Genomic DNA, 19,694 nt, shown 5'->3' with positions numbered 1-19,694 from the left:
CACTTGAATGAAAAAGCCGACGCCAAGGCGTCGGCTTTTTCATGCCTGCATTTTGAGTATCAGCCTCGCATGACCTGCGCCAGCAACTCGTAGGAATGCACGCGATCGGAATGTTCGTACAGGTCACAGGTGAAAATCAGCTCGTCAGCCTGGGTCTGTTCGATCAGGACTTCGAGTTTGGCGCGGATTTTCTGCGGGCTACCGACCATGGCCAGGCCAAGGAAATCGTGCACGGCCTCTTTCTCATGGGGCAGCCACAGGCCGTCCATGGTCTTCACCGGCGGACGCTGCACCAGGCTTTGGCCACGCATCAGGGCGAGAATCCGCTGGAACACAGAAGTGGCCAGGTACTCGGCCTGCTCGTCGGTATCGGCTGCCACCAAAGGCACACCGAGCATCACATAGGGTTTGTCCAAAACGGCTGACGGCTTGAAGTGATTGCGGTAGACCCGAATCGCTTCATGCATGTAGCGCGGTGCGAAATGCGATGCGAAGGCGTAGGGCAAACCGCGTTCACCCGCCAGCTGTGCGCTGAACAGGCTCGACCCCAACAACCAGACCGGCACATTGGTCCCGGTTCCCGGCATGGCGATGATGCGTTGGTCCGGTGTACGTGGCCCGAGGTAGCGCACCAGTTCCGCCACATCTTCCGGGAAATCGTCGGCGCTGCCGGAGCGTTCGCGGCGCAGCGCACGTGCGGTCATCTGGTCGGAACCGGGGGCGCGACCCAGGCCCAGATCGATCCGGCCCGGATAAAGGCTTTCCAGGGTGCCGAACTGTTCGGCGATCACCAACGGTGCGTGGTTGGGCAACATCACCCCGCCCGAGCCGACTCGAATGGTCGACGTACCACCAGCCAGATAACCGAGCAGCACCGAAGTCGCGGAACTGGCGATGCCATCCATGTTGTGGTGCTCAGCCACCCAGAAGCGGTTGTAACCGAATTTCTCGACGTGCTGCGCCAGGTCCAGCGAGTTGCGCAGCGACTGGGCCGCGCTGCCGTTCTCGCGCACCGGCACCAGATCGAGGGTCGAGAACTTGATATCGGACAGTCGTTTCATAAACCTGCTTCTCCAATTGAGGGCGCAGGTTTGTTCTTGCGAACGCAAACCTGCCGAATCCAAAAGCGTGTTCATGCAATGTGGGCATATACCCGAGTTTCAATAGCCCGGTAAAAAATCCCGCGAAAAAAGCGGATTGATCGGACAGGGCTGCCCGGTGTCCAAAGTGCTGAATGCGAAGATCAGCCTGGAGGCCACACTGGTCGGCTAGATTTTCGTTGAAAACAAAAGATCGCAGCCTTGAGCAAAATGCCGGGATCATTCGGTAGAAGGTGTTCAAGACTGCGATCTTTTTTGCGTCGCGACAGACTTGCGCGCTAAAACTGTGGTCGAATAAATGACAGCAGCGAAAACCCATGACTGTGCGTGCTGCTTCAAAGGAGCTTCAAACATGAAACGTTTTGCCCTGGCGGTTATCTGTTGCGCACTGACCACTTCAGCCCTCGCAGCGCCGAAACCCTGCGAAGAACTCAAGGCCGAGATCGAAGCCAAAATCCAGGCCAGTGGCGTCACCGCCTACACGCTTGAAATCGTCACCAACGACGAGGTCCATGACCAGAACATGGTCGTTGGCTCGTGCGAAAACGGCACCAAAAAAATCATCTACCAGAAGAACGACCGCTGACACCTCACATCAAGCAGTAAGACTCCCGATCTTCTGCAACGATCTCCCGCTTGGCGTTGTATAGCCTGGCTTCAGGAATGAAGGCAATCGAGCGGCCTTCAAGCACATAACGTTGGCCGGCTTCGAAATGATCGAAGTTGATGGTCAAGTAACATATGCGTTCAGAAGGGCCGCCCATCATGTTCAAGCCCCCGCCACCAGGTACTTCGAAGTCGAAGCGGACGATCAGTTCATGGCTGCCGGGCATAACCTCAAAATAACGCCCGTCGGCCAAGCGCTGTTTATCCAGACGCTCGGCCATCAGCAATTTATCGTTAGGGAAGGGCGTGGAAAATTCGACCCAGGCCATCTTTGGATTAGCCGTCGGCATCGGGCTCTGACAGCCAGCGACAACGCTGGCAGCCAGCAACAGCATCAACCTGTACATGATGAATGTCCCAAGGGGTTATGCATTCAGCATAACGCCGATCAGGAGTGTTGACAGCCCGCAGGCGTGCCTTGGCCAATCACTTTTCGCTGTTGATCGTAGAGTTTCGCCCAAGGCCGAAAGCCGATGTTCCCCGCCTGAAGCCGATAACGCTCGCCCGCGTTGAAGTCGTTGAATTTCACATTCAACTGGCAATCGCGCCACAACGGCTCGGCGTCAGGGCCGATGTTGGTGGGCTGGACCGAGAATTGGTAGCGGACCGTCAGCTCATGGCTACCAGGCTGGACCTGGAAATAGCGTTTATCGTCGGTGGCCTTGTCATCGACCTCCAGCGCTTGCAGCTTCGTATCTTCTTGCTTCGAGTCCAGGTCGATCCAGGCTTGCGCAGGATCAGGGCGGGGTAGTCCGAAAAAAGCACAGCCGGCCAGCATCAGCAGGCCTCCTGTCAGTATCAACATGCGCATAGCGGAGCTCCAGTCAGGCGGGATAGTCTTGCGGAAAGACTCTCCAAGGAAGAATTATTGTGATCAGGCCGCTTCCTAGCCTTGGGTTACTTGATCGCGTTTTTCGCGTTTTGTTTCCAGGTGTGTTGTTTTTGTTGCTCAACGGTTGCGCCAGCATCAGCTATTACAACCAACTGGCCAGCGGCCAACTGCAGTTGCTGCGGGCGAGGGAGCCTGTTTCCAGCGTGGTTGCCGACCCGGCGCGCGATCAAAAACTGCGTACACACCTGGAGCAATCGCAAAAGGCCCGAACGTTCGCCAGCCAGCAATTGCACCTGCCGGATAACCAGAGTTACCGCTTGTACGCGGACATTGGGCGCCCCTTCGTCGTCTGGAATGTCTTCGCCACGCCGGAATTTTCCCTAAAACCCGTAAACCACTGCTTCCCCATCGCCGGTTGCGTGGCCTATCGCGGTTACTACAGCCAGAGCGCAGCCCGCGGCGAAGCAGCTTTGCAACGCTTGCAGGGCATGGACGTGTCGATTGGCGGTGTCGAAGCCTATTCGACACTCGGCTGGTTCAACGACCCGATCATCAGTTCGATGATGGGCTGGGGGGATGAGCGACTGGCCACGCTGATCTTTCACGAGCTGGCCCATCAGCGTTTCTATGTGAAGGACGACACGGAGTTCAACGAATCCTTCGCCACCTTCGTCGAGCAGGAAGGTACTCGCCAATGGCGCGCCTATCGCCTCCTGCCACCGGATAACAATGCGCAGGCGCGTCAGCGCGACCAGTTCACTGCGTTGGTGCTCAAGACCCGCACCCGACTGGAAAAACTCTACACCTTGCCGTTGCCAACCGAACAAATGCGCCAGCAAAAGGCTGCCGAGTTCGAGCGCTTGCGCAGCGAATACCGGCAATTGCGCGACAGTCAGTGGGCCGCAGACAAACGCTACGATGCCTGGATCTATGCCCCCATGAATAATGCCCGGCTATTGCCGTTTGGTTTGTACGACCAATGGGTTCCGGCATTTGCCACGCTGTTCCATCAGGAGGATGGCGACTGGCTCAAGTTTTACGCTGCCGTGGAAAAGCTCGGCGCCTTGCCGACGGACGAGCGCAAGGCCGCGCTGAAAGCATTGGCTGGCGGGGCCGATCAACCAAAGAACCAGTAGCAAACCCCGATCGCGCCCAGCACCCCGGCAAGCTCCGCCAGCAATGCACAACCGACTGCATGTCGTGCGCGCTGGATGCCCACGGCGCCGAAGTACACCGCCAGCACATAGAACGTCGTTTCGGTACTGCCCTGGACCGTTGCCGCCACCAGCGCCGGGAAGCTGTCCACGCCCGAGGTCTTCATGGTTTCGATCAGCATTGCCCGCGCGGCGCTACCCGAGAAGGGTTTGACCATCGCCGTCGGCAGCGCATCGACGAAGCGCGTGTCCCAGCCGGCCCATTCCACCAGATGGCGAATGCCATCCAGACCAAAGTCCAGCGCCCCGGATGCCCGCAGAACACCCACCGCGCAGAGCATCGCCACCAGGTAGGGCAACAGGTTCTTGGCGACGTCGAAACCCTCTTTGGCTCCTTCAACGAAGGCCTCGTAGACCTTCACTTTGCGCAGCGCGCCGATCAGTAAAAACAGCATGATCAGGCCAAACAGCGTCACGTTGCCGAGGATCGACGAAAGACCGGCCAGCGCAGTCGCCGAAAGGGTCGCCAGCAACACCATGAAACCACCGAGGGCGAGGGCGCCGGGGATCAGGTAGGCCAGCACCACCGGGTCCCAGATGCGCAGACGCTGCATGAACGCCACCGACAGGAAGCCGACAATGGTCGAGCAACTGGTCGCCAGCAGGATCGGCAGGAACACCAGCGTCGGGTCAGGCGCGCCTTGCTGGGCGCGATACATGAAGATCGTCACCGGCAGCAGGGTCAGCGATGAGGCGTTGAGCACCAGGAACAGGATCTGGGCGTTGCTGGCGACGGTAGCGCTGGGATTGAGTTCTTGCAGCGCTTTCATGGCCTTGAGGCCGATCGGCGTGGCGGCGTTGTCCAGCCCCAGGCCATTGGCGGCGAAGTTGAGGGTGATCAGGCCGATGGCCGGATGACCCGGCGGGACTTCAGGCATCAGGCGCAAGAACAGTGGCCCCAGGGCCTTGGCCAGCCATTCGACGATCCCGGCCTTCTCGGCAATGCGCAAAAAACCCAGCCAGAGAGTGAGAGTGCCAAACAGCAGCACCATGACTTCGACCGACAGCTTGGCCATGGCAAAAATGCTTTCCACCATCGCCGCAAATATCCCGGCGTTGCCTCCAATCAGCCACTGGGCCAGCGCCGATACGGCAGCCACGATGAAGAAGCCAAGCCACAGGCCATTGAGCATCAGTCAAATCCCCCCAAAAGATCCGCGAATGATAGCGGGGTGGCCAGAAACGACAAACCCCGGATTTCTCCGGGGTTTGTCTGGGCGATGTTCGCGGACCATTGTGGGAGCGAGCCTGCTCCCACAAGGGGCATTGCATCAGCTCTTGGAAATTTCACCCACCGGCAGTTTTTCCTTGCTGCGCCAGTGCGGCAGGGAGTTCCAGTAGCGCTGGCCTTTGGCGTCGTCGTACATGCCTTCCCAACGAGCGATAACCAGAACAGCCAGTGCGTTGCCGATCACGTTCAGTGCGGTACGGGCCATATCCATGACGCGGTCGACGCCAGCAATGAACGCCAGGCCTTCCAGCGGAATACCGACGCTGCCCAGGGTAGCCAGCAGTACCACGAAGGACACGCCCGGTACGCCGGCGATGCCTTTGGAGGTGACCATCAAGGTCAGTACCAGCAGCAGTTGCTGGCTGATCGACAGGTCGATGCCATACAGCTGGGCAATAAAGATTGCCGCGATGCTTTGGTACAGGGTCGAACCGTCGAGGTTGAACGAGTAACCGGTCGGCACCACGAAGCTGCAAATGGCTTTCGGCGCGCCGTAGGCTTCCATCTTCTCGATCACGCGCGGCAGCACGGTTTCGGAGCTGGCGGTGGAGTAGGCCAGTACCAGCTCATCCTTGAAGATGCGCATCAGCTTGATCACCGAGAAGCCGAACAGGCGAGCGATCAGGCCCAGGATCACGAATGCGAAGAAGGCGATGGCGAAGTAAACCAGGATCACCAGTTTGGCCAGCGGTATCAGCGACGCGAAGCCGAAGTTGGCCACAGTCACCGCGATCAGTGCGAACACGCCGATCGGGGCGTAGTTCATGATCATGTGAGTGACCTTGAACATGCTTTCCGATACGCCCTGGAACATCTTCACCAGCGGCTCGCGCAGGTCCGCCTGCAGGCTCGACAAACCGAGACCGAACAATACAGAGAAGAAGATGATCGGCAGCATTTCGCCGCGAACCATGGCCGCAAAGATGTTCGACGGGATCAGGTTGAGGATGGTTTCGATGAACGCGTGTTCATGCTGAACCTCGGCCGCCGTGGCCTGGTACTTGGAAATGTCCACCGTGCCCAGGGTGCTCATGTCGATGCCGGCACCCGGATGGAACAGGTTGGCCAGCAGCAGACCGACCACGATGGCGATGGTGGTGACGATTTCGAAGTAGATGATGGTCTTGAAGCCGATGCGCCCCAGCTTCTTGGCGTCACCGACACCGGCAATGCCGACGATCAAAGAGGAGATGACGATCGGGATCACAATCATCTTGATCAGACGGATAAAGATATCGCCTGCTGGTTGCAGGACGTTGCTGATCCACCAGGCTTTTTCGGCACTGAAATGGTTGAGCAGCGCACCGATTGCAATCCCCAATACCAGACCGATGAGGATCTGCCAGGCGAGGCTAAGCTTTGCCTTCTTCATATCTTTACCCTTACTTGTTGTTTGACTCAGGGAGATGCGCGAACTGGAACGCTTATGGCGAAAAAGTCCAGTGCATCTGCCCCCCGTATAAGGTGCCCCGGAACGCGTGTTTACGGCTCTCTGGCAGGCGAAAAAAGGCGCAACTATTCCGATGCAAGGGAGCGCCGTCTAATGCCGTAAACGCCTACCCTATGCCGAATCGGCATGAGGTTTCTTTAGCGAAACGCGCGTCCCAACCGGTTCGAATACGACATTTCGGCAGGCATAAGTGCCGTGAACCGGCCATCACAGAGCAGATTGAATGTTTTTTGAGCAGTGGCCGAGGGTTGATTTTTCAGCAAAATCCCGCCGGACGAAGCGAAAAATCGTGGCCAAAGAAAGGTGATTTTTCTCGATATACGGTCGCTGGTGAAACACCGGGAAAAGTATTTTCCGACGCAACAAGGACAAGGACGAGAAAACAGTGATGAAACCGGGGCGAGCTCTCTATTTCAATGTGTTGCATGATCAAGCCCTTCGCAAGCCCGTCGAGCCATGGCGGTCCGACGAACTTGCGCAGCAGCTTTTCCTGACCCGGCCCTTGCGCAGGTACTCCCTGTACCCGTAGGTCACTGTGCCCCTGAAACAGGCATAACGTCCCGACCCCTTGGTCATGCGCCGGCCTTCCTCAGGTGGCGCAGGTGGAAAGAGGCGCTGTGGCCTCCTTCGTGTACAAATTCAAATGCCCTATCAACAAGCCCTGCATGCGCAGGTCAGGCATGTCGGGGAAACGCCAGCCCGCATGCCATGGCACTACCGCCCAACAGCAGGGCGGCTGCCAGTTTCTTGAACAACCCTCTCATGTCAGCCTCGACCGCGACGGCCAAAGAAGAAGGAGGCAACGAACATCACCAGGAACACGACAAACAGAATCTTGGCGATACCCGTGGCGGTGCCCGCGATACCACCGAAGCCCAATACAGCGGCGATGATGGCGATGATCAGGAATGTGATTGCCCAGCTCAACATGGTGATTCTCCTTACGCTTGTGTTTAGAGGTGCTGCGTTTCCCGGCGCATGGGGTGCGGCGGAAGTTTTGCCTAGAACACCCAACGCTCTTGATGACGCATCTCACCCACAGGCCCGGCCTGGTCGACATCCATCATGCGCATCGGGGTGCTATCGGCCTGACCGCTGCTGACAGCGCTGAAATGGGTTTGGGTCGAATGCGGAATCGACAGGCATGGCGCTTCCGGCTGCCGGCTCTGCTCCCAGCGCAGAAACTGCTGACTGCCGATCAGGGTGATCAACAGCGCCAGAACAGCAAACAGGCCTTGCTGGATATGCACAGGCGAGAGATGCCGGTGGGCGACACGTTGACGATTCATCCTGGAACTCCTACCACTCGGGTCGGTATTCGATAGCGGGCGTTTGTTTTTGAATGCCCTGGTCAACCAGACAATTGCAGAGCGCATGCCAGCTTTGAATCGAATTAATTACCTTTAATATCAATATCTTATGATCATCAAAAAAATCACTTCGCGCGCATCCTGCACGATGCCACTGATGCAGTCGTGCGTATTGCACGATTCGTTTGAAGGAAGACGTAAATTTTTTGAATTGAGAGGAGGGCGCGGATGTCAGAAATTCACGCTGGTCGCTGTCAGAAACCGGGCATCTATTAAGAGACCCGCAAAATCAGTTGGCTAACCGATACATCGGATGAGAGCTACCCTGCCATGACAGGAATGGCTCAGAATCAATCATGCAACTTGCCCGATTTCTCCGGGACTAAATAAAGATCAGTCATTAAGGAGCGCAGGAAAATGGAATCAGCCACTGAGCATCAAGGCCGCATTCTGCTGGTGGATGATGAGTCCGCTATCCTGCGTACTTTCCGTTATTGCCTCGAAGACGAAGGCTACAGCGTGGCCACCGCCACCAGCGCCGCGCAGGCAGAAGCCCTGTTGCAGCGCCAGGTCTTCGACCTGTGCTTCCTCGATTTGCGTCTGGGTGAAGACAACGGCCTCGATGTGCTGGCCCAGATGCGTATCCAGGCGCCCTGGATGCGGGTGGTGATCGTCACTGCGCACTCAGCCGTCGACACCGCGGTAGATGCGATTCAGGCCGGCGCCGCCGACTATCTGGTCAAACCGTGCAGCCCCGATCAATTGCGGCTGGCAACCGCCAAGCAGCTGGAAGTGCGGCAACTGTCGGCGCGACTGGAAGCCCTGGAAGGTGAAGTGCGCAAGCCCAAGGATGGTCTGGACTCCCACAGCCCAGCCATGAAAGTGGTACTCGAAACCGCCCGCCAGGTTGCCACGACCGATGCCAATATCCTGATTCTGGGCGAATCCGGTACCGGCAAGGGCGAACTGTCTCAAGCCATTCACGGCTGGAGCAAACGCGCGAAGAAATCCTGCGTCACGATCAACTGCCCGTCGCTGACCACCGAGCTCATGGAGAGCGAACTCTTCGGCCACAGTCGCGGCGCCTTCACCGGTGCCAGCGAAAGCACCCTGGGGCGAGTCAACCAGGCTGACGGCGGAACGCTGTTTCTCGACGAGATCGGCGACTTTCCCCTGATGTTGCAGCCGAAGTTGCTGCGTTTTATTCAGGACAAGGAATATGAGCGCGTCGGTGATCCGGTGACCCGCCGTGCCGATGTGCGCATCCTTGCGGCCACCAACCTCAACCTTGAGGATATGGTCCGCGACGGTCGTTTCCGTGAAGACCTGCTCTATCGCCTGAATGTCATCACCTTGCACCTGCCACCGCTACGCGAACGCCGCGAAGATATTCTCAACCTGGCCGATCGTTTCCTGGCGCGCTTCGTCAAGGAGTACGCCCGTCCCGCGCGCGCCTTCAGCGACGAGGCTCGGGAGGCACTGCTGAGCTATCGCTGGCCGGGCAACATCCGTGAACTGCGCAACGTGATCGAGCGGGCGAGCATCATCTGTCCACAGGAGCGGGTCGAGATCAGTCATCTGGGCATGGCCGAAACCCCGGTCAACAATGCACCGCACATCGGCGCGGCACTGAGCCTGGAGGAGCTGGAAAAGGCCCACATCGGCGCAGTCCTCGCCACCTCCGACACGCTGGATCAAGCGGCGAAAACCCTGGGCATCGACGCCTCAACGCTGTACCGCAAACGCAAACAGTACAACTTGTGAGCAATAGCCGATGAAACTGGCGCTGAAATTGCGGACCCGGCTTTTCCTGAGCATCTCCGCACTGATCACCGTCGCGTTGCTCGGACTCTTGCTCGGGCTGGTCAGCGTGATGCAGATGGCCGGCAGCCAGGAAGCACTGATCCGCAGTAACTTCATCACCCTGGACCTGGGGCTCAAGCTGCGTCAGACCCTGGGTGATCAACTGATCATCATGCTCAGCGAGAAGCCTGACTCCGCCGCTTTCGCCGCCTCGAAGCAGCATTACTTCGAACTGCTGGAGGAAGGCATCGCCCAGGAGCCGGCAGAAACCGCAAGCGACTACGGCTTCAGAAAAGCCAAAGCCGACTACGAGAGCTTTATCCAGGCTTATGAAACGTCCCCGGACCCGTCGAATGTGCTTAGCAGCCACGACAACCTGACGGAAAAATTCAACGCGCTACGCAATGGTCTGATCGCCGAGCACAAGCGCGCGCTGGATAACATCAGCGATACCGAGCGCAAGGCCCGGGAACGGGCACTGCTGATTGCCGGATTGCTTGGCTTGGTGGGGCTGGCGGTGCTGATCATCGGCTTCGTGACCGCGCAGGCCATCGCCCGGCGTTTTGGGGAGCCCATCGAGGCGCTGGCCAAGGCGGCGGACAATATCGGCCAGGGCAATTTCGATGTCACCCTGCCGATCTCTTCGGCGGTGGAACTCAACCAGCTGACCCGGCGTTTCGGGATCATGGCCCAAGCGCTGCGTGAACATCAGGCCACCAATGTCGATGAGCTGCTGGCCGGTCAGCAGCGTTTGCAGGCCGTGCTCGACAGCATCGACGACGGACTGCTGATGATCGACCGTCAGGGTCATCTGGAACACCTTAATCCCGTGGCCCAGCGTCAGTTGGGCTGGGAGTCCGATCGTCTGGGTCAAAGATTGGGTACGGCGCTGGAGCGCCCCGAACTCGATGAGCAACTGCAACTGGTGCTGCGCGGCGGCACGCTGGAACGGGCGCCGGAAGACTTGAGTGTCGAAGTCGACGGCGAGTCGCGACTGCTGACCTATAGCCTGACCCCAGTCAGCCATACCCAGGGCCATATTCTCGGTGCCGTGATGGTGCTGCATGACGTCACGGAACAGCGTGCCTTCGAACGGGTACGCAGCGAGTTCGTATTGCGCGCCTCCCATGAATTGCGCACACCGGTCACCGGCATGCACATGGCCTTCGGATTGTTCCGTGAGCGCGCGCACTTTGCCCCGGACTCCCGGGAGGCTGATTTGCTGGACACGGTGAATGAAGAGATGCAGCGGCTGATGCAGTTGATCAATGATCTGTTGAATTTCTCCCGTTACCAGAACGGTTTGCAGAAACTCACCCTGGCGCCGTGTTCCATCGAGGCATTGCTGGAACAGGCTCAGTCACGCTTTGCCACATCGGCCGAAGAGAAGGAAATCAATCTGCTGGTGGAAGTGCAGGGACCTTTGCCGCGGTTACAGGCCGACCAGCCACAACTGGAGCGGGTACTCGACAACTTGCTCGACAACGCCTTGCGTCACACCGGCTCCGGCGGGCGGATACGCTTGCAGGCCCGACGCCATGGTGACCGGGTCATCATCAGTGTCGAGGACAACGGCGAAGGTATTGCCTACGGTCAGCAAGGGCGGATCTTCGAGCCGTTCGTGCAAGTCGGACGCAAGAAGGGTGGGGCCGGGCTCGGCCTGGCGCTGTGCAAGGAAATCGTGCAATTGCATGGCGGGCGGATGGGCGTTTATTCACGGCCAGGGCAGGGTACTCAGTTCTACATGGCGCTGACCGTTTAGGTCGCCCTCACGCTTCGTCATCCAGGCGCCGGCCTGCCCGACGCCGCCCCCGGGTAATCAATTCAGTGAACTGCACTGCGCTCAACGCGCGGGCGAACAGCCAGCCCTGGCCGAACTTCACGCCTTCACTGCACAGGAACTCGGCCTGGGCCTCATGTTCGATGCCCTCGGCAATCACCTTCAGATGCAGCGACTGGGCCATGTGAATGATGTGCGGAGCCACACCGCTGCTGGCGGCGTCATGGCCCAGCGCATCAATGAACGCCTTGTCGATTTTCAGGCAATCGACCGGCAGGGTTTGCAAATAGGCGAGACTGCAATAGCCGGTGCCAAAGTCATCGATCAACACCTGGTGCCCGACATCCCGCAGCGCTTGCAGGTTTTCCCGGGCCACCACCACATCGACCAGCCCCCGCTCGGTGACCTCAAAGGCAATTTGCTGCGCAGCGACGCGGTGCAGGGTCAGCAACCGCGCCATCACCTGGCCGATCCGCGGAACCATCACATCACACGCCGCGAGATTGACCGAGATGTACAGTTGCGGGTTGGCACGCAGCAACTGGCCGAGTTGCTCGAGCAGGCGTTGCAGGACGAAGTCCGTCATCTGGCGAATCTGCCCGGTGTTCTCCGCCATCGGAATGAACAGGTCGGGACTGGTCAGGGTGCCGTCCGGCCTGCGCCAGCGCAGCAGTGCTTCAGCCCCGACACAGTTGCGGCTATCGAGGTCGAAGATCGGTTGATACAGCACCTGCAACTCGCCACGACGAATCGCGCCGGTCAGTTCGGCGTCCAGTGACTGCCGCTGGCGCACCAGCAGAAACACCAGGAACCCAACGCATATGCCCAGCGCGAGGCTGGCCGGCAGCAACCACCACCAGACCGCCGGGATATGCATGCCGGTGCGTGGGCTGATCAACACCAATTGATATTCCGGGTTGTCGGTGGGCATGCGGTATATCAGGCGTGCCTGGGTGATCTGCAGCGCATCACGGTTTCTCGGTGGCCAGGCCTCGGCCGGCGGCCAGACCTGAGAAGCGCCGAGTACCGGAATCGCGCGCGCGCCATGGTCCAGGACTACCAGCAGGCTGCTGCCCGGCGACAGGTCGACCATATCGGTCAAATGCCCGCGAGAGGTCGCCACCCGGAAATTCCCGCGCCCGAGCATCAGCGCGGCGCGGTTTTCATCGGGTTCGGTGGTGGTGTTGAGCCAATAGCTGTAAGTCGGGCCCTTGATGTCTGGCGATCGACTCAGCGACAGCCCTTCCTGGCGAGGGCGATTGGAGCAGATTCGCGAGGAGTCCATGTAGGCGGCTTCGTAGACGAAGCGATAATTGAACGAAACCTGTTGCAAGGTTGCGATCATTTCAGCATCGCAACCGCGCAACGGTTGCGCTTCAAGGTCGTCAAGGCTTTCACGCAGTTGCCCGAAGAGCTGTTCCAGGCGGGCGAGAAAACGTTCACCCTGAGCATTCATTTCTTCGCTTTCGTTTTGCTCGACCTGGTGTATGGCGACGAACAGGCTGCCGGCCATCAATAACGTTGTGCTCAAGACAGTAGACATCAGCCCCAGGAACCAGGGGCGATGGAACCAACTACGGAAGGTCTCTCGAGCAGCGATCATTGTGTAATATCCGAAGGATTACCAATGAGTTATAGCTGCTGATTGGAAAAAAGCCCTGACCGTCGGGCGGGCGTCATTATTTTGTCTGATTCAACACCAAAAGTAGCGCGGCAGTTTGCGCATCCGGAGTGCCATCGAAGCGCGCCGGACGGAAATGCATCTGAAATGCCGCTATCACATGTCGTGTCGCGACATCGAGCTCGCCGGTTTGTGGCGAGGCATAACCCAGACGGGCCAATTGCGCCTGAAACCAACTGATGCTCGGCAACTGTTCGGCGAACAGCATTTGCTGGCGCGCCACCGCCTGTTCATTCGGCCAGAGGCCCAAGCCTTCGGCGGCCAGACGCTTCCAAGGGAACAGCGGCCCCGGGTCCAGCTTGCGCAAGGGTGCAATATCGCTATGGCCGATGATGTCGCGAGGCTTTATGCCGTGACGCTTGCTGATGTCCTTGAGCAATACGATCAAGGACTGAACCTGATCTTCGCTGTAGGGGTACCACACGCGCCCGGTCGGGGTGTCCTTGAAGCCCGGGTTGACGATTTCGATACCGATGGAACTGGAATTCAGCCAGGTCCGGCCATTCCACTCGCTCTCCCCGGCATGCCAGGCCCGCACATTTTCGTCCATCAGCTTGTAGATGGTGGCGCCCTTGTCGTCGCCGATCAGGTAATGGCTGCTGACTTCGCCGCGGGTAAGCAATTGCAACGAACGCTCCAGCGAGGCATTGGTGTAATGCACCACCACAAATTGCACGCGGCTGTCGTAATTGGCCGAAGGGTGGCTGGTGTCGAAACGGGGACCGCTGGCGCAGCCGGCCAGCAGAATCAGTGACGCGATCAGAGCAAAATATTTCATGGGAAGGCAGTACACACAAGACAATAATGCAACAGTGTAACGTAATGCCTGGCGGGCTGACGGCAATCAAACAAAATGGAACAATTGACGATCAGCCCGGCTCCACGCGGTTGCGGCCGGCATTTTTTGCGCGATACAGCGCCTGATCGGCTCTTTTAAGCACTTGATCGCCGTGCTCACCCGGCCTGAACGCCGTCATCCCGATAGACACGGTGATGGTCACCGGCTCTCCCTTGAAGTGGAACGGACATGCCTCAATGGCGGCACGCAAGCTTTCCAGCAACTTCAGCCCCGCCGCGGGCACGGTGGATGGCATTAACAGCACAAACTCTTCGCCGCCAAACCGGGCAATGAAATCCGTCCCGCGCAGCCGCTTGCGCAACACGCTGGCGATGATCTTCAGCACTTTGTCACCGGCCAGGTGCCCGTAGTTATCGTTGATGCGCTTGAAATGATCGAGGTCGAGCATGGCCAGCAGCAGCGTGTTGCCATGTTGCTGCCATTGTGTGACTTCGAGATCCAGGCGCTCACTCCAGGCCGCGCGGTTGGGCAGCCCGGTCAACGGGTCGACCAATGCCTTCTGTCGTTGCTCTTCAAGGTGCTCGCGGTAACCCTGGGCCTCCTGTTCCATATGGGCTACCCGCTCGGCCAGGCTGTGCAGGCGCGCAGCGACCTCTTGCTCGCGCTCATCGCGCTGTTTCTGGTGCTGGTCCATGGTGCCCAGCAAGCCTTCGAGATGGTTTTCCAGAACGTGCTTGAGATCTTCCAGGTCCGCGGCTTCCTGCATGCTGCTTTGCAGGCCATCGACCTGTTCGCGGATCTGCGTGTCCATCTGCCGCGCGGCCGAACGGTTGTCAGCATGTCCTGCGGTGGCGGCCTGCAAGTTGCTCTGGAACGATTCGAGGCGCTCGTTCAGTCGCTGCAGATAGGCTTCGAACTCATGCTGGCCGCTGTCGGTAATGGCCAGCATCAACGTGGCGAAGTCGTCGAGAATCGGCAGCAATTCGTACCAGTTCAGACCGTTTTTCAGACGATCGCGCATGGATTCGGCTTGCGGGCGATGACGCTCGGGCAATGTCAGGTCGTCGAGCAGCCCCAGCAGCGTGTCTTCGATGTGACTGGCCACCGAGCTGTAGGAGGGCTCGGGGGAATCCGGGAGTGCATAGAGAATGTCGTGTTCGGATAGCGCCTGATCGACGGCGGCCACGTTCTGCGTCGGAATCGGAGGTAAGGGCAAGCTATCGGGCGATACTTGCGCGGTCAGCTCGTCGGGGTTTGTTTCCGACTCAGGAGGCATCGCGATGGTTTCCGGGGTCGGTTGCTCGGCCGATTCGATTTCTGCCGCGGTAGCACTGGCTGGTTGAGGCTCCGCAGGCGCAGCCACGGCTGGCTCGGTCGGCGCGCAGGCGTCTTCAAGTCGCTCAGCAGCGGATACCTCGAAAGTTGCCGACTCAATCACGGCCGGGGCCGACTCGATAATCGCCGCAGGGTTCTCGGCAAAAGAGGCAGTTGGCGCTGTTAACGACAGCGAGGCTGAGGCCAGGGCAGGAGAAGTAGCCGCTGATGCCACCGTCTCCTCCGTTTCACGACCGCCGAACAACCGCTGCAGCAAGCCCGGCCGGCCGGTCTCCGCCGGGGTCTCCAGCTGGCTCAGGGCCTTGCCCTGCAAGCCACTCAGCTCGCTGAGCAGCAAGGGTATCTCACGTGCCTGACTGACCCGCGCATCCAGTTGCTTGGCGAAACTCTTGAGTGGCCGACTCACATCCCGTGGTAGTGGCAATGTTTGCAGTTGAGTGACCAGCGCAGTCAGGGCGGCACTGGTCTGGTTGACCCGGGTTTCCCGACGCTGTTCGGAGTCGAGCACGGCTTTTTCCAGGCGTGGAATCAGCGCGGCCAGGCCGGCATCCATGTCGTCGGTACGCACGACCTCACGCATTTCCTTCATGCATTGGTCAACGGCGCGGTCAGTACCTTCCGCCGCCAGGGTGCTGCGCACCAGCCCGCGACGCAGCAAGTCGAGTCGCGCATCCCAGCGACGTTCGAGCTTTTCCTGTTGTTCGATGCTTTTGAGGTATTTCTCTTTCCAGCGCTGTGCTTCGTCGCTCATTCATGGGTTCCGCGAAGGGCAGGACTCAACGCGGGCAATGCATCGGCCGTGAGCGAACCCGGCAAACGAATCTCTACCGCGACCGGCAGGTGATCGGAAATGGGCTGTGCCAGCACCTCGACCTTTTCCAGGGTCAGGCTCGGGCTCAGCAGGATATGGTCCAGGCAGCGCTGTGGGCGCCAGCTGGGAAACGTCGCTTCCAGTTGCGGCGCGAGCAGGCCGAGATCGCGCAACGGGGAATGTTGCAGCAGGTCGCTGGCATGGGTGTTCATGTCGCCCATCAGTACCTGATGCTTGTAGTCGCCAATCAACTCGCGGATGTAGGCCAGTTGCAGGCTGCGCGCCCGGGCGCCCAACGCCAGGTGCATCATGACCACCACCAGCGCTTCCGGGCCTTCGCCGAACCGTACCAGAATGGCTCCGCGACCCTTTGGCCCCGGCAACGGATGATCCTCAATTGCCCACGGACGCAACCGGCTGAGCACGCCATTGCTGTGCTGGGCCAGGCGACCGAGATTGCGATTGAGTTGTTGATACCAGTAGGGAAAGGCACCGAGCTGGGCCAGGTGTTCGACCTGATTGACGTAGCCTGATCGCAGGCTGCCGCCATCGGCCTCTTGCAAGGCGACCAGATCGAAGTCACCCAGCAGATTGCCGATTTTCTGCAGATTGTCGGCACGCCCGGTGTGCGGCAGAAGATGCTGCCAGCCCCGGGTCAGGTAATGCCGATAGCGCTCGGTACTGATGCCGACCTGGATATTGAAACTGAGCAAGCGCAGACGACTGTCTGCGGGCAGGCCCGTGGACTCCAGATGATGCTCGTTGACCCGCGGATCATGCAGGCCAACGATGCGTTCAGTACCCCATCGGCGCATGGCAGTGACTGCCCTTAGTTGGCGGCAGCCTTGTTAGCCGCTCGCTCTTTGTCGATCAGTTTTTCGGCCAGTTGCAGGGCCTGTTCGGCACCGCCGGCAGAACCCACGTCAAAGCGATACTTGCCGTTGACGATCATGGTTGGAACGCCGGAGATCTCATACTTCTTGGCCAGCTCACGAGCCTTGACGATCTGACCTTTGATAGCGAAAGAGTCGAAAGTCGCGAGGAACTTGTCCTTGTCCACGCCTTGGGTAGCGAGGAAGTCGGCCATGTCATCCTTGTCGGTCAGTTTCTTGTGTTCTTTCTGAATCGCGTTGAACACCGCGGCGTGAACGTTGTGCTCGACACCCATGGCTTCAAGGGTCAGGAACATCTGACCGTGTGCGTCCCACGGGCCGCCGAACATGGCTGGAATGCGCACGAAGTTCACGTCCGAAGGCAGCTTCTCGACCCACGGATTGATCACTGGCTCGAAGGCGTAGCAATGCGGGCAGCCGTACCAGAACAGCTCTACCACTTCGATCTTGCCAGGCACGGCGACCGGAACCGGATTGCTCAGCTCGACATAAGGTGCGGCGGGGGCGTCAGCGGCCTGGGCAGTCATGCCGAACAGGCTGGCAGCGGCAAAAACGGCGCTGATGATCAGATTACGCATGCTTTACTCCTGGACAAATTTTATCGCCTCGCGCGACTTGTTATCAGACAGATCCTGGCGGACTTGAGTTCTGTAGTGTAGCGGCAGCGGCCACAAAAAAGGGCGGCCAAGGCCACCCTTTTTATACTTGCTGTGACGGATTAATCGAGCGTTAACGTTGCAGGCGATAAGCACCCCGTTCAACGCCCGATCCGCCGACCTTAGTGCAAGCCTTGAATGTAGCTGGACACCGCGGCGATGTCTTCGTCGCTCAGCTTTTTGGCAATGGTCTGCATGGGTTTGGTATCGCCATCGTTGTTGCGGCCGCCTTCTTCCTTGCGGAAATCGGTCAGTTGCTTGGCGATGTACTGAGCGTGCTGGCCTCCCAGGTGCGGGAAACCGGCGGGGACGTTGCCCGCGCCATTTGGCGAATGGCACCCGGTGCAGGCTGGCATACCCTTGGCCAGGTCACCGCCACGGAACAGGGCTTCACCGCGAGCTACGACTTTCGGGTCAGCGGCACCGACGCTGCCTTTCTGGCTGGCGAAGTAGGCGGCGATGTCCGCCAGATCCTGATCGCTCAGGTTGGTCAGCAGACCGGTCATTTCCAGAACGGTGCGCTTGCCCGACTTGATGTCGTGCAATTGCTTGGTCAGGTAGCGTTCACCCTGACCCGCCAGTTTCGGAAAGTTTGGCGCCATGCTGTTGCCATCCGGGCCGTGGCAGGCGCCACATACGGCGGCTTTGGCCTGGCCGGCTTTTGCATCACCCGGTTGTACTGCCTCACCTGCAGCATGGGCCATGCCGGAGATGCCCACGGTCAACAGCAGACTCACGATCAATTTCTTCATCAGCTAATCCAACTACGGCTAAGGGTTAAGAGTTATGGACCGGGCTTACTCGCTCATCCAAAGGATGGTGGCTTGGTAATCCTCGGCACTGCAGTCCATGCACAAACCACGCGGCGGCATCGCCTTGAAACCCTGGGTCACGTGTTGCACCAGCGTCTCCATACCTTTCGCCAACCTCGGCGTCCAAGCTTCCTGATCGCCCTTTTTCGGCGCCATGGGAAGTTGGCCGGAATGACAGGCACCACAAACACGGTTGTACACAGCTTCCGGATCCTGTGTAGCCTGAGCGCTGTAAAGCGGCATCAAGACACCGGCAGCTAGCAGCCATTTCGTCATAAAACGACCTTTTCAGGGTTGAGAGCGAGCTGCGTTCTAGTGCGCAATCAAGGTCTGTCGCTCTCGTGAACTTCATCCTACGCTGGGACAAAGCGCACACAAAATCTGCGGCATTATATACTGGCGTCACTGAAACGGAAGCGACACTGCTTGCCGCGCCCATTCCTGGCGCCGCCCACATCGGAAATCCCATGCAACTCAAGAATCCCATCCTCGGTCTGTGCCAACAGTCCACCTTCATGCTCAGCGCCGCCAAAGTCGACCAATGTCCGGATGACGAGGGCTTCGAAGTCGCCTTCGCCGGGCGTTCCAACGCCGGCAAGTCGAGTGCCTTGAACACCCTGACTCACGCCAGCCTGGCGCGCACCTCGAAAACCCCGGGGCGCACACAGCTGTTGAACTTCTTCAAGCTAGACGATGAACGCCGTCTGGTCGACCTGCCGGGCTACGGTTATGCAAAAGTACCGATTCCGCTCAAGCAACACTGGCAGCGTCACCTGGAGGCATATCTGGGTGGTCGCGAGAGTTTGAAAGGTCTGATCCTGATGATGGACATCCGCCATCCGATGACCGATTTCGACCTGCTGATGCTCGACTGGGCCGTGGCTGCCGGCATGCCGATGCACATTCTGCTGACCAAAGCGGACAAGCTGACCTATGGCGCGGCCAAGAACACGCTGCTCAAGGTTCAGGCGGAAATCCGCAAGGGCTGGGGCGATCTCGTGACGATTCAGCTGTTCTCGGCCCCAAAACGCATGGGCCTGGAAGATGCCTACACCGTACTGGCTGGCTGGATGGAGCTGGCGGACAAGGGTGCCGAAACAGAGATTCAATAAATATCAAAAACTGTTTGTGGTGCGCTCAGGCAAGGCAAAAGCGCGGCTCGAAACGGCCGGGGTCGCGTTCGACTTTAGGGGCCTAAATGAGCATTTCGAGCCGCGCTTTTAACGCAGCATGAGCGCATCACGGACAGTTTTTCTCGGGGCAAAAAAAACCCCGGGCTTCATATGGGGAGGGAGAAGTTCCGGGGTTCAAGCTCTAGACC

Annotated in this window: 19 protein-coding genes; 5 read left to right on the top strand and 14 right to left on the bottom strand. The window is 59.0% G+C overall.

The features are described 5' to 3' along the window. Positions 1-59: 59 nt before the first annotated feature. Positions 60-1,061, bottom strand: a complete 1,002-nt coding sequence (locus AC3ITY_RS00465) for an LLM class flavin-dependent oxidoreductase (protein WP_489307048.1) — start codon at positions 1,059-1,061, stop codon at positions 60-62. A gap of 391 nt (positions 1,062-1,452) precedes the next feature. On the opposite strand from AC3ITY_RS00465, the gene AC3ITY_RS00460 reads away from it, so the two are divergent. Then, entirely contained in the window at positions 1,453-1,686 is a 234-nt protein-coding gene (locus AC3ITY_RS00460; RefSeq protein WP_218431423.1) for a DUF1161 domain-containing protein, read from the top strand. Positions 1,687-1,690: 4 nt separating this feature from the next. Here the strand turns inward: AC3ITY_RS00460 and AC3ITY_RS00455 are convergent, their stop codons facing one another. Together AC3ITY_RS00455 and AC3ITY_RS00450 are read right to left on the bottom strand one after the other, a co-directional pair. Then, positions 1,691-2,113: a PA0061/PA0062 family lipoprotein gene (locus tag AC3ITY_RS00455; RefSeq protein ID WP_223455027.1), complete on the bottom strand. Its 423-nt coding sequence runs from the start codon at positions 2,111-2,113 to the stop codon at positions 1,691-1,693. 41 nt (positions 2,114-2,154) lie between these two features. Beyond that, on the bottom strand, positions 2,155-2,577 hold the full coding sequence (locus AC3ITY_RS00450; protein ID WP_489307047.1) for a PA0061/PA0062 family lipoprotein: 423 nt from the start codon (positions 2,575-2,577) through the stop codon (positions 2,155-2,157). 59 nt (positions 2,578-2,636) lie between these two features. Between AC3ITY_RS00450 and AC3ITY_RS00445 the strand changes: the two genes are divergently transcribed. Beyond that, entirely contained in the window at positions 2,637-3,734 is a 1,098-nt protein-coding gene (locus AC3ITY_RS00445) for an aminopeptidase (RefSeq protein ID WP_489307046.1), read from the top strand. Here AC3ITY_RS00445 and AC3ITY_RS00440 read toward each other — a convergent pair. The 4 genes from AC3ITY_RS00440 to AC3ITY_RS00425 all read right to left on the bottom strand — a co-directional run bounded on the left by AC3ITY_RS00440 (position 3,716) and on the right by AC3ITY_RS00425 (position 7,782). Beyond that, on the bottom strand, positions 3,716-4,945 hold the full coding sequence (locus AC3ITY_RS00440; RefSeq protein ID WP_489307044.1) for a nucleoside recognition domain-containing protein: 1,230 nt from the start codon (positions 4,943-4,945) through the stop codon (positions 3,716-3,718). The two genes, AC3ITY_RS00445 and AC3ITY_RS00440, sit on opposite strands and share 19 nt — an antisense overlap. Before the next feature lie 138 nt (positions 4,946-5,083). After that, a complete protein-coding gene (gene gltP, locus AC3ITY_RS00435) occupies positions 5,084-6,415 on the bottom strand; it encodes a glutamate/aspartate:proton symporter GltP (RefSeq protein ID WP_489307043.1) in 1,332 nt (443 codons plus the stop codon). A gap of 843 nt (positions 6,416-7,258) precedes the next feature. After that, complete coding sequence (locus tag AC3ITY_RS00430) at positions 7,259-7,423, bottom strand: DUF1328 domain-containing protein (RefSeq protein WP_008002172.1); 165 nt, start codon at positions 7,421-7,423, stop codon at positions 7,259-7,261. A gap of 71 nt (positions 7,424-7,494) precedes the next feature. Then, positions 7,495-7,782: a hypothetical protein gene (locus AC3ITY_RS00425; RefSeq protein ID WP_489307042.1), complete on the bottom strand. Its 288-nt coding sequence runs from the start codon at positions 7,780-7,782 to the stop codon at positions 7,495-7,497. 438 nt (positions 7,783-8,220) lie between these two features. Between AC3ITY_RS00425 and algB the strand changes: the two genes are divergently transcribed. Both algB and AC3ITY_RS00415 read left to right on the top strand, forming a co-directional pair. Further along, a complete protein-coding gene (algB, locus tag AC3ITY_RS00420) occupies positions 8,221-9,567 on the top strand; it encodes a sigma-54-dependent response regulator transcription factor AlgB (RefSeq protein ID WP_489307041.1) in 1,347 nt (448 codons plus the stop codon). Between the two features lie 10 nt (positions 9,568-9,577). After that, positions 9,578-11,368, top strand: a complete 1,791-nt coding sequence (locus AC3ITY_RS00415) for a KinB sensor domain-containing domain (RefSeq protein WP_223455039.1) — start codon at positions 9,578-9,580, stop codon at positions 11,366-11,368. A gap of 7 nt (positions 11,369-11,375) precedes the next feature. Here AC3ITY_RS00415 and AC3ITY_RS00410 read toward each other — a convergent pair whose 3' ends face one another. The 7 genes from AC3ITY_RS00410 to AC3ITY_RS00380 form a co-directional block, all read right to left on the bottom strand. Further along, positions 11,376-12,989, bottom strand: coding sequence for an EAL domain-containing protein (locus AC3ITY_RS00410; protein ID WP_489307039.1), 1,614 nt, complete (start codon positions 12,987-12,989; stop codon positions 11,376-11,378). Positions 12,990-13,065: 76 nt separating this feature from the next. After that, entirely contained in the window at positions 13,066-13,845 is a 780-nt protein-coding gene (locus AC3ITY_RS00405; RefSeq protein WP_223455043.1) for an N-acetylmuramoyl-L-alanine amidase, read from the bottom strand. A 91-nt stretch (positions 13,846-13,936) separates the two neighbouring features. Next, the gene (locus AC3ITY_RS00400) at positions 13,937-15,952 is read right to left on the bottom strand and encodes a GGDEF domain-containing protein (RefSeq protein WP_489307037.1); all 2,016 of its coding nucleotides are present in this window, start codon (positions 15,950-15,952) and stop codon (positions 13,937-13,939) included. Continuing rightward, positions 15,949-16,827 carry an endonuclease/exonuclease/phosphatase family protein gene (locus AC3ITY_RS00395; RefSeq protein WP_489307035.1) on the bottom strand — a complete coding sequence of 293 codons (879 nt, stop codon included), beginning with the start codon at positions 16,825-16,827 and terminating at the stop codon, positions 15,949-15,951. Before AC3ITY_RS00395 ends, AC3ITY_RS00400 begins: the two co-directional genes overlap by 4 nt. 14 nt (positions 16,828-16,841) lie before the next feature. Next, on the bottom strand, positions 16,842-17,483 hold the full coding sequence (locus AC3ITY_RS00390; protein ID WP_489307033.1) for a thiol:disulfide interchange protein DsbA/DsbL: 642 nt from the start codon (positions 17,481-17,483) through the stop codon (positions 16,842-16,844). 200 nt (positions 17,484-17,683) lie between these two features. After that, positions 17,684-18,313 carry a c-type cytochrome gene (locus tag AC3ITY_RS00385; RefSeq protein WP_489307031.1) on the bottom strand — a complete coding sequence of 210 codons (630 nt, stop codon included), beginning with the start codon at positions 18,311-18,313 and terminating at the stop codon, positions 17,684-17,686. Positions 18,314-18,358: 45 nt separating this feature from the next. Continuing rightward, complete coding sequence (locus AC3ITY_RS00380; protein WP_223455051.1) at positions 18,359-18,649, bottom strand: c-type cytochrome; 291 nt, start codon at positions 18,647-18,649, stop codon at positions 18,359-18,361. A gap of 191 nt (positions 18,650-18,840) precedes the next feature. On the opposite strand from AC3ITY_RS00380, the gene yihA reads away from it, so the two are divergent. Beyond that, entirely contained in the window at positions 18,841-19,485 is a 645-nt protein-coding gene (gene yihA / locus AC3ITY_RS00375; protein WP_102669531.1) for a ribosome biogenesis GTP-binding protein YihA/YsxC, read from the top strand. The last annotated feature ends 209 nt before the right edge of the window (positions 19,486-19,694 follow it).

This window comes from Pseudomonas sp. GL_091, assembly GCF_057837725.1.
This window is presented reverse-complemented; position numbering and strand designations above follow the sequence as displayed.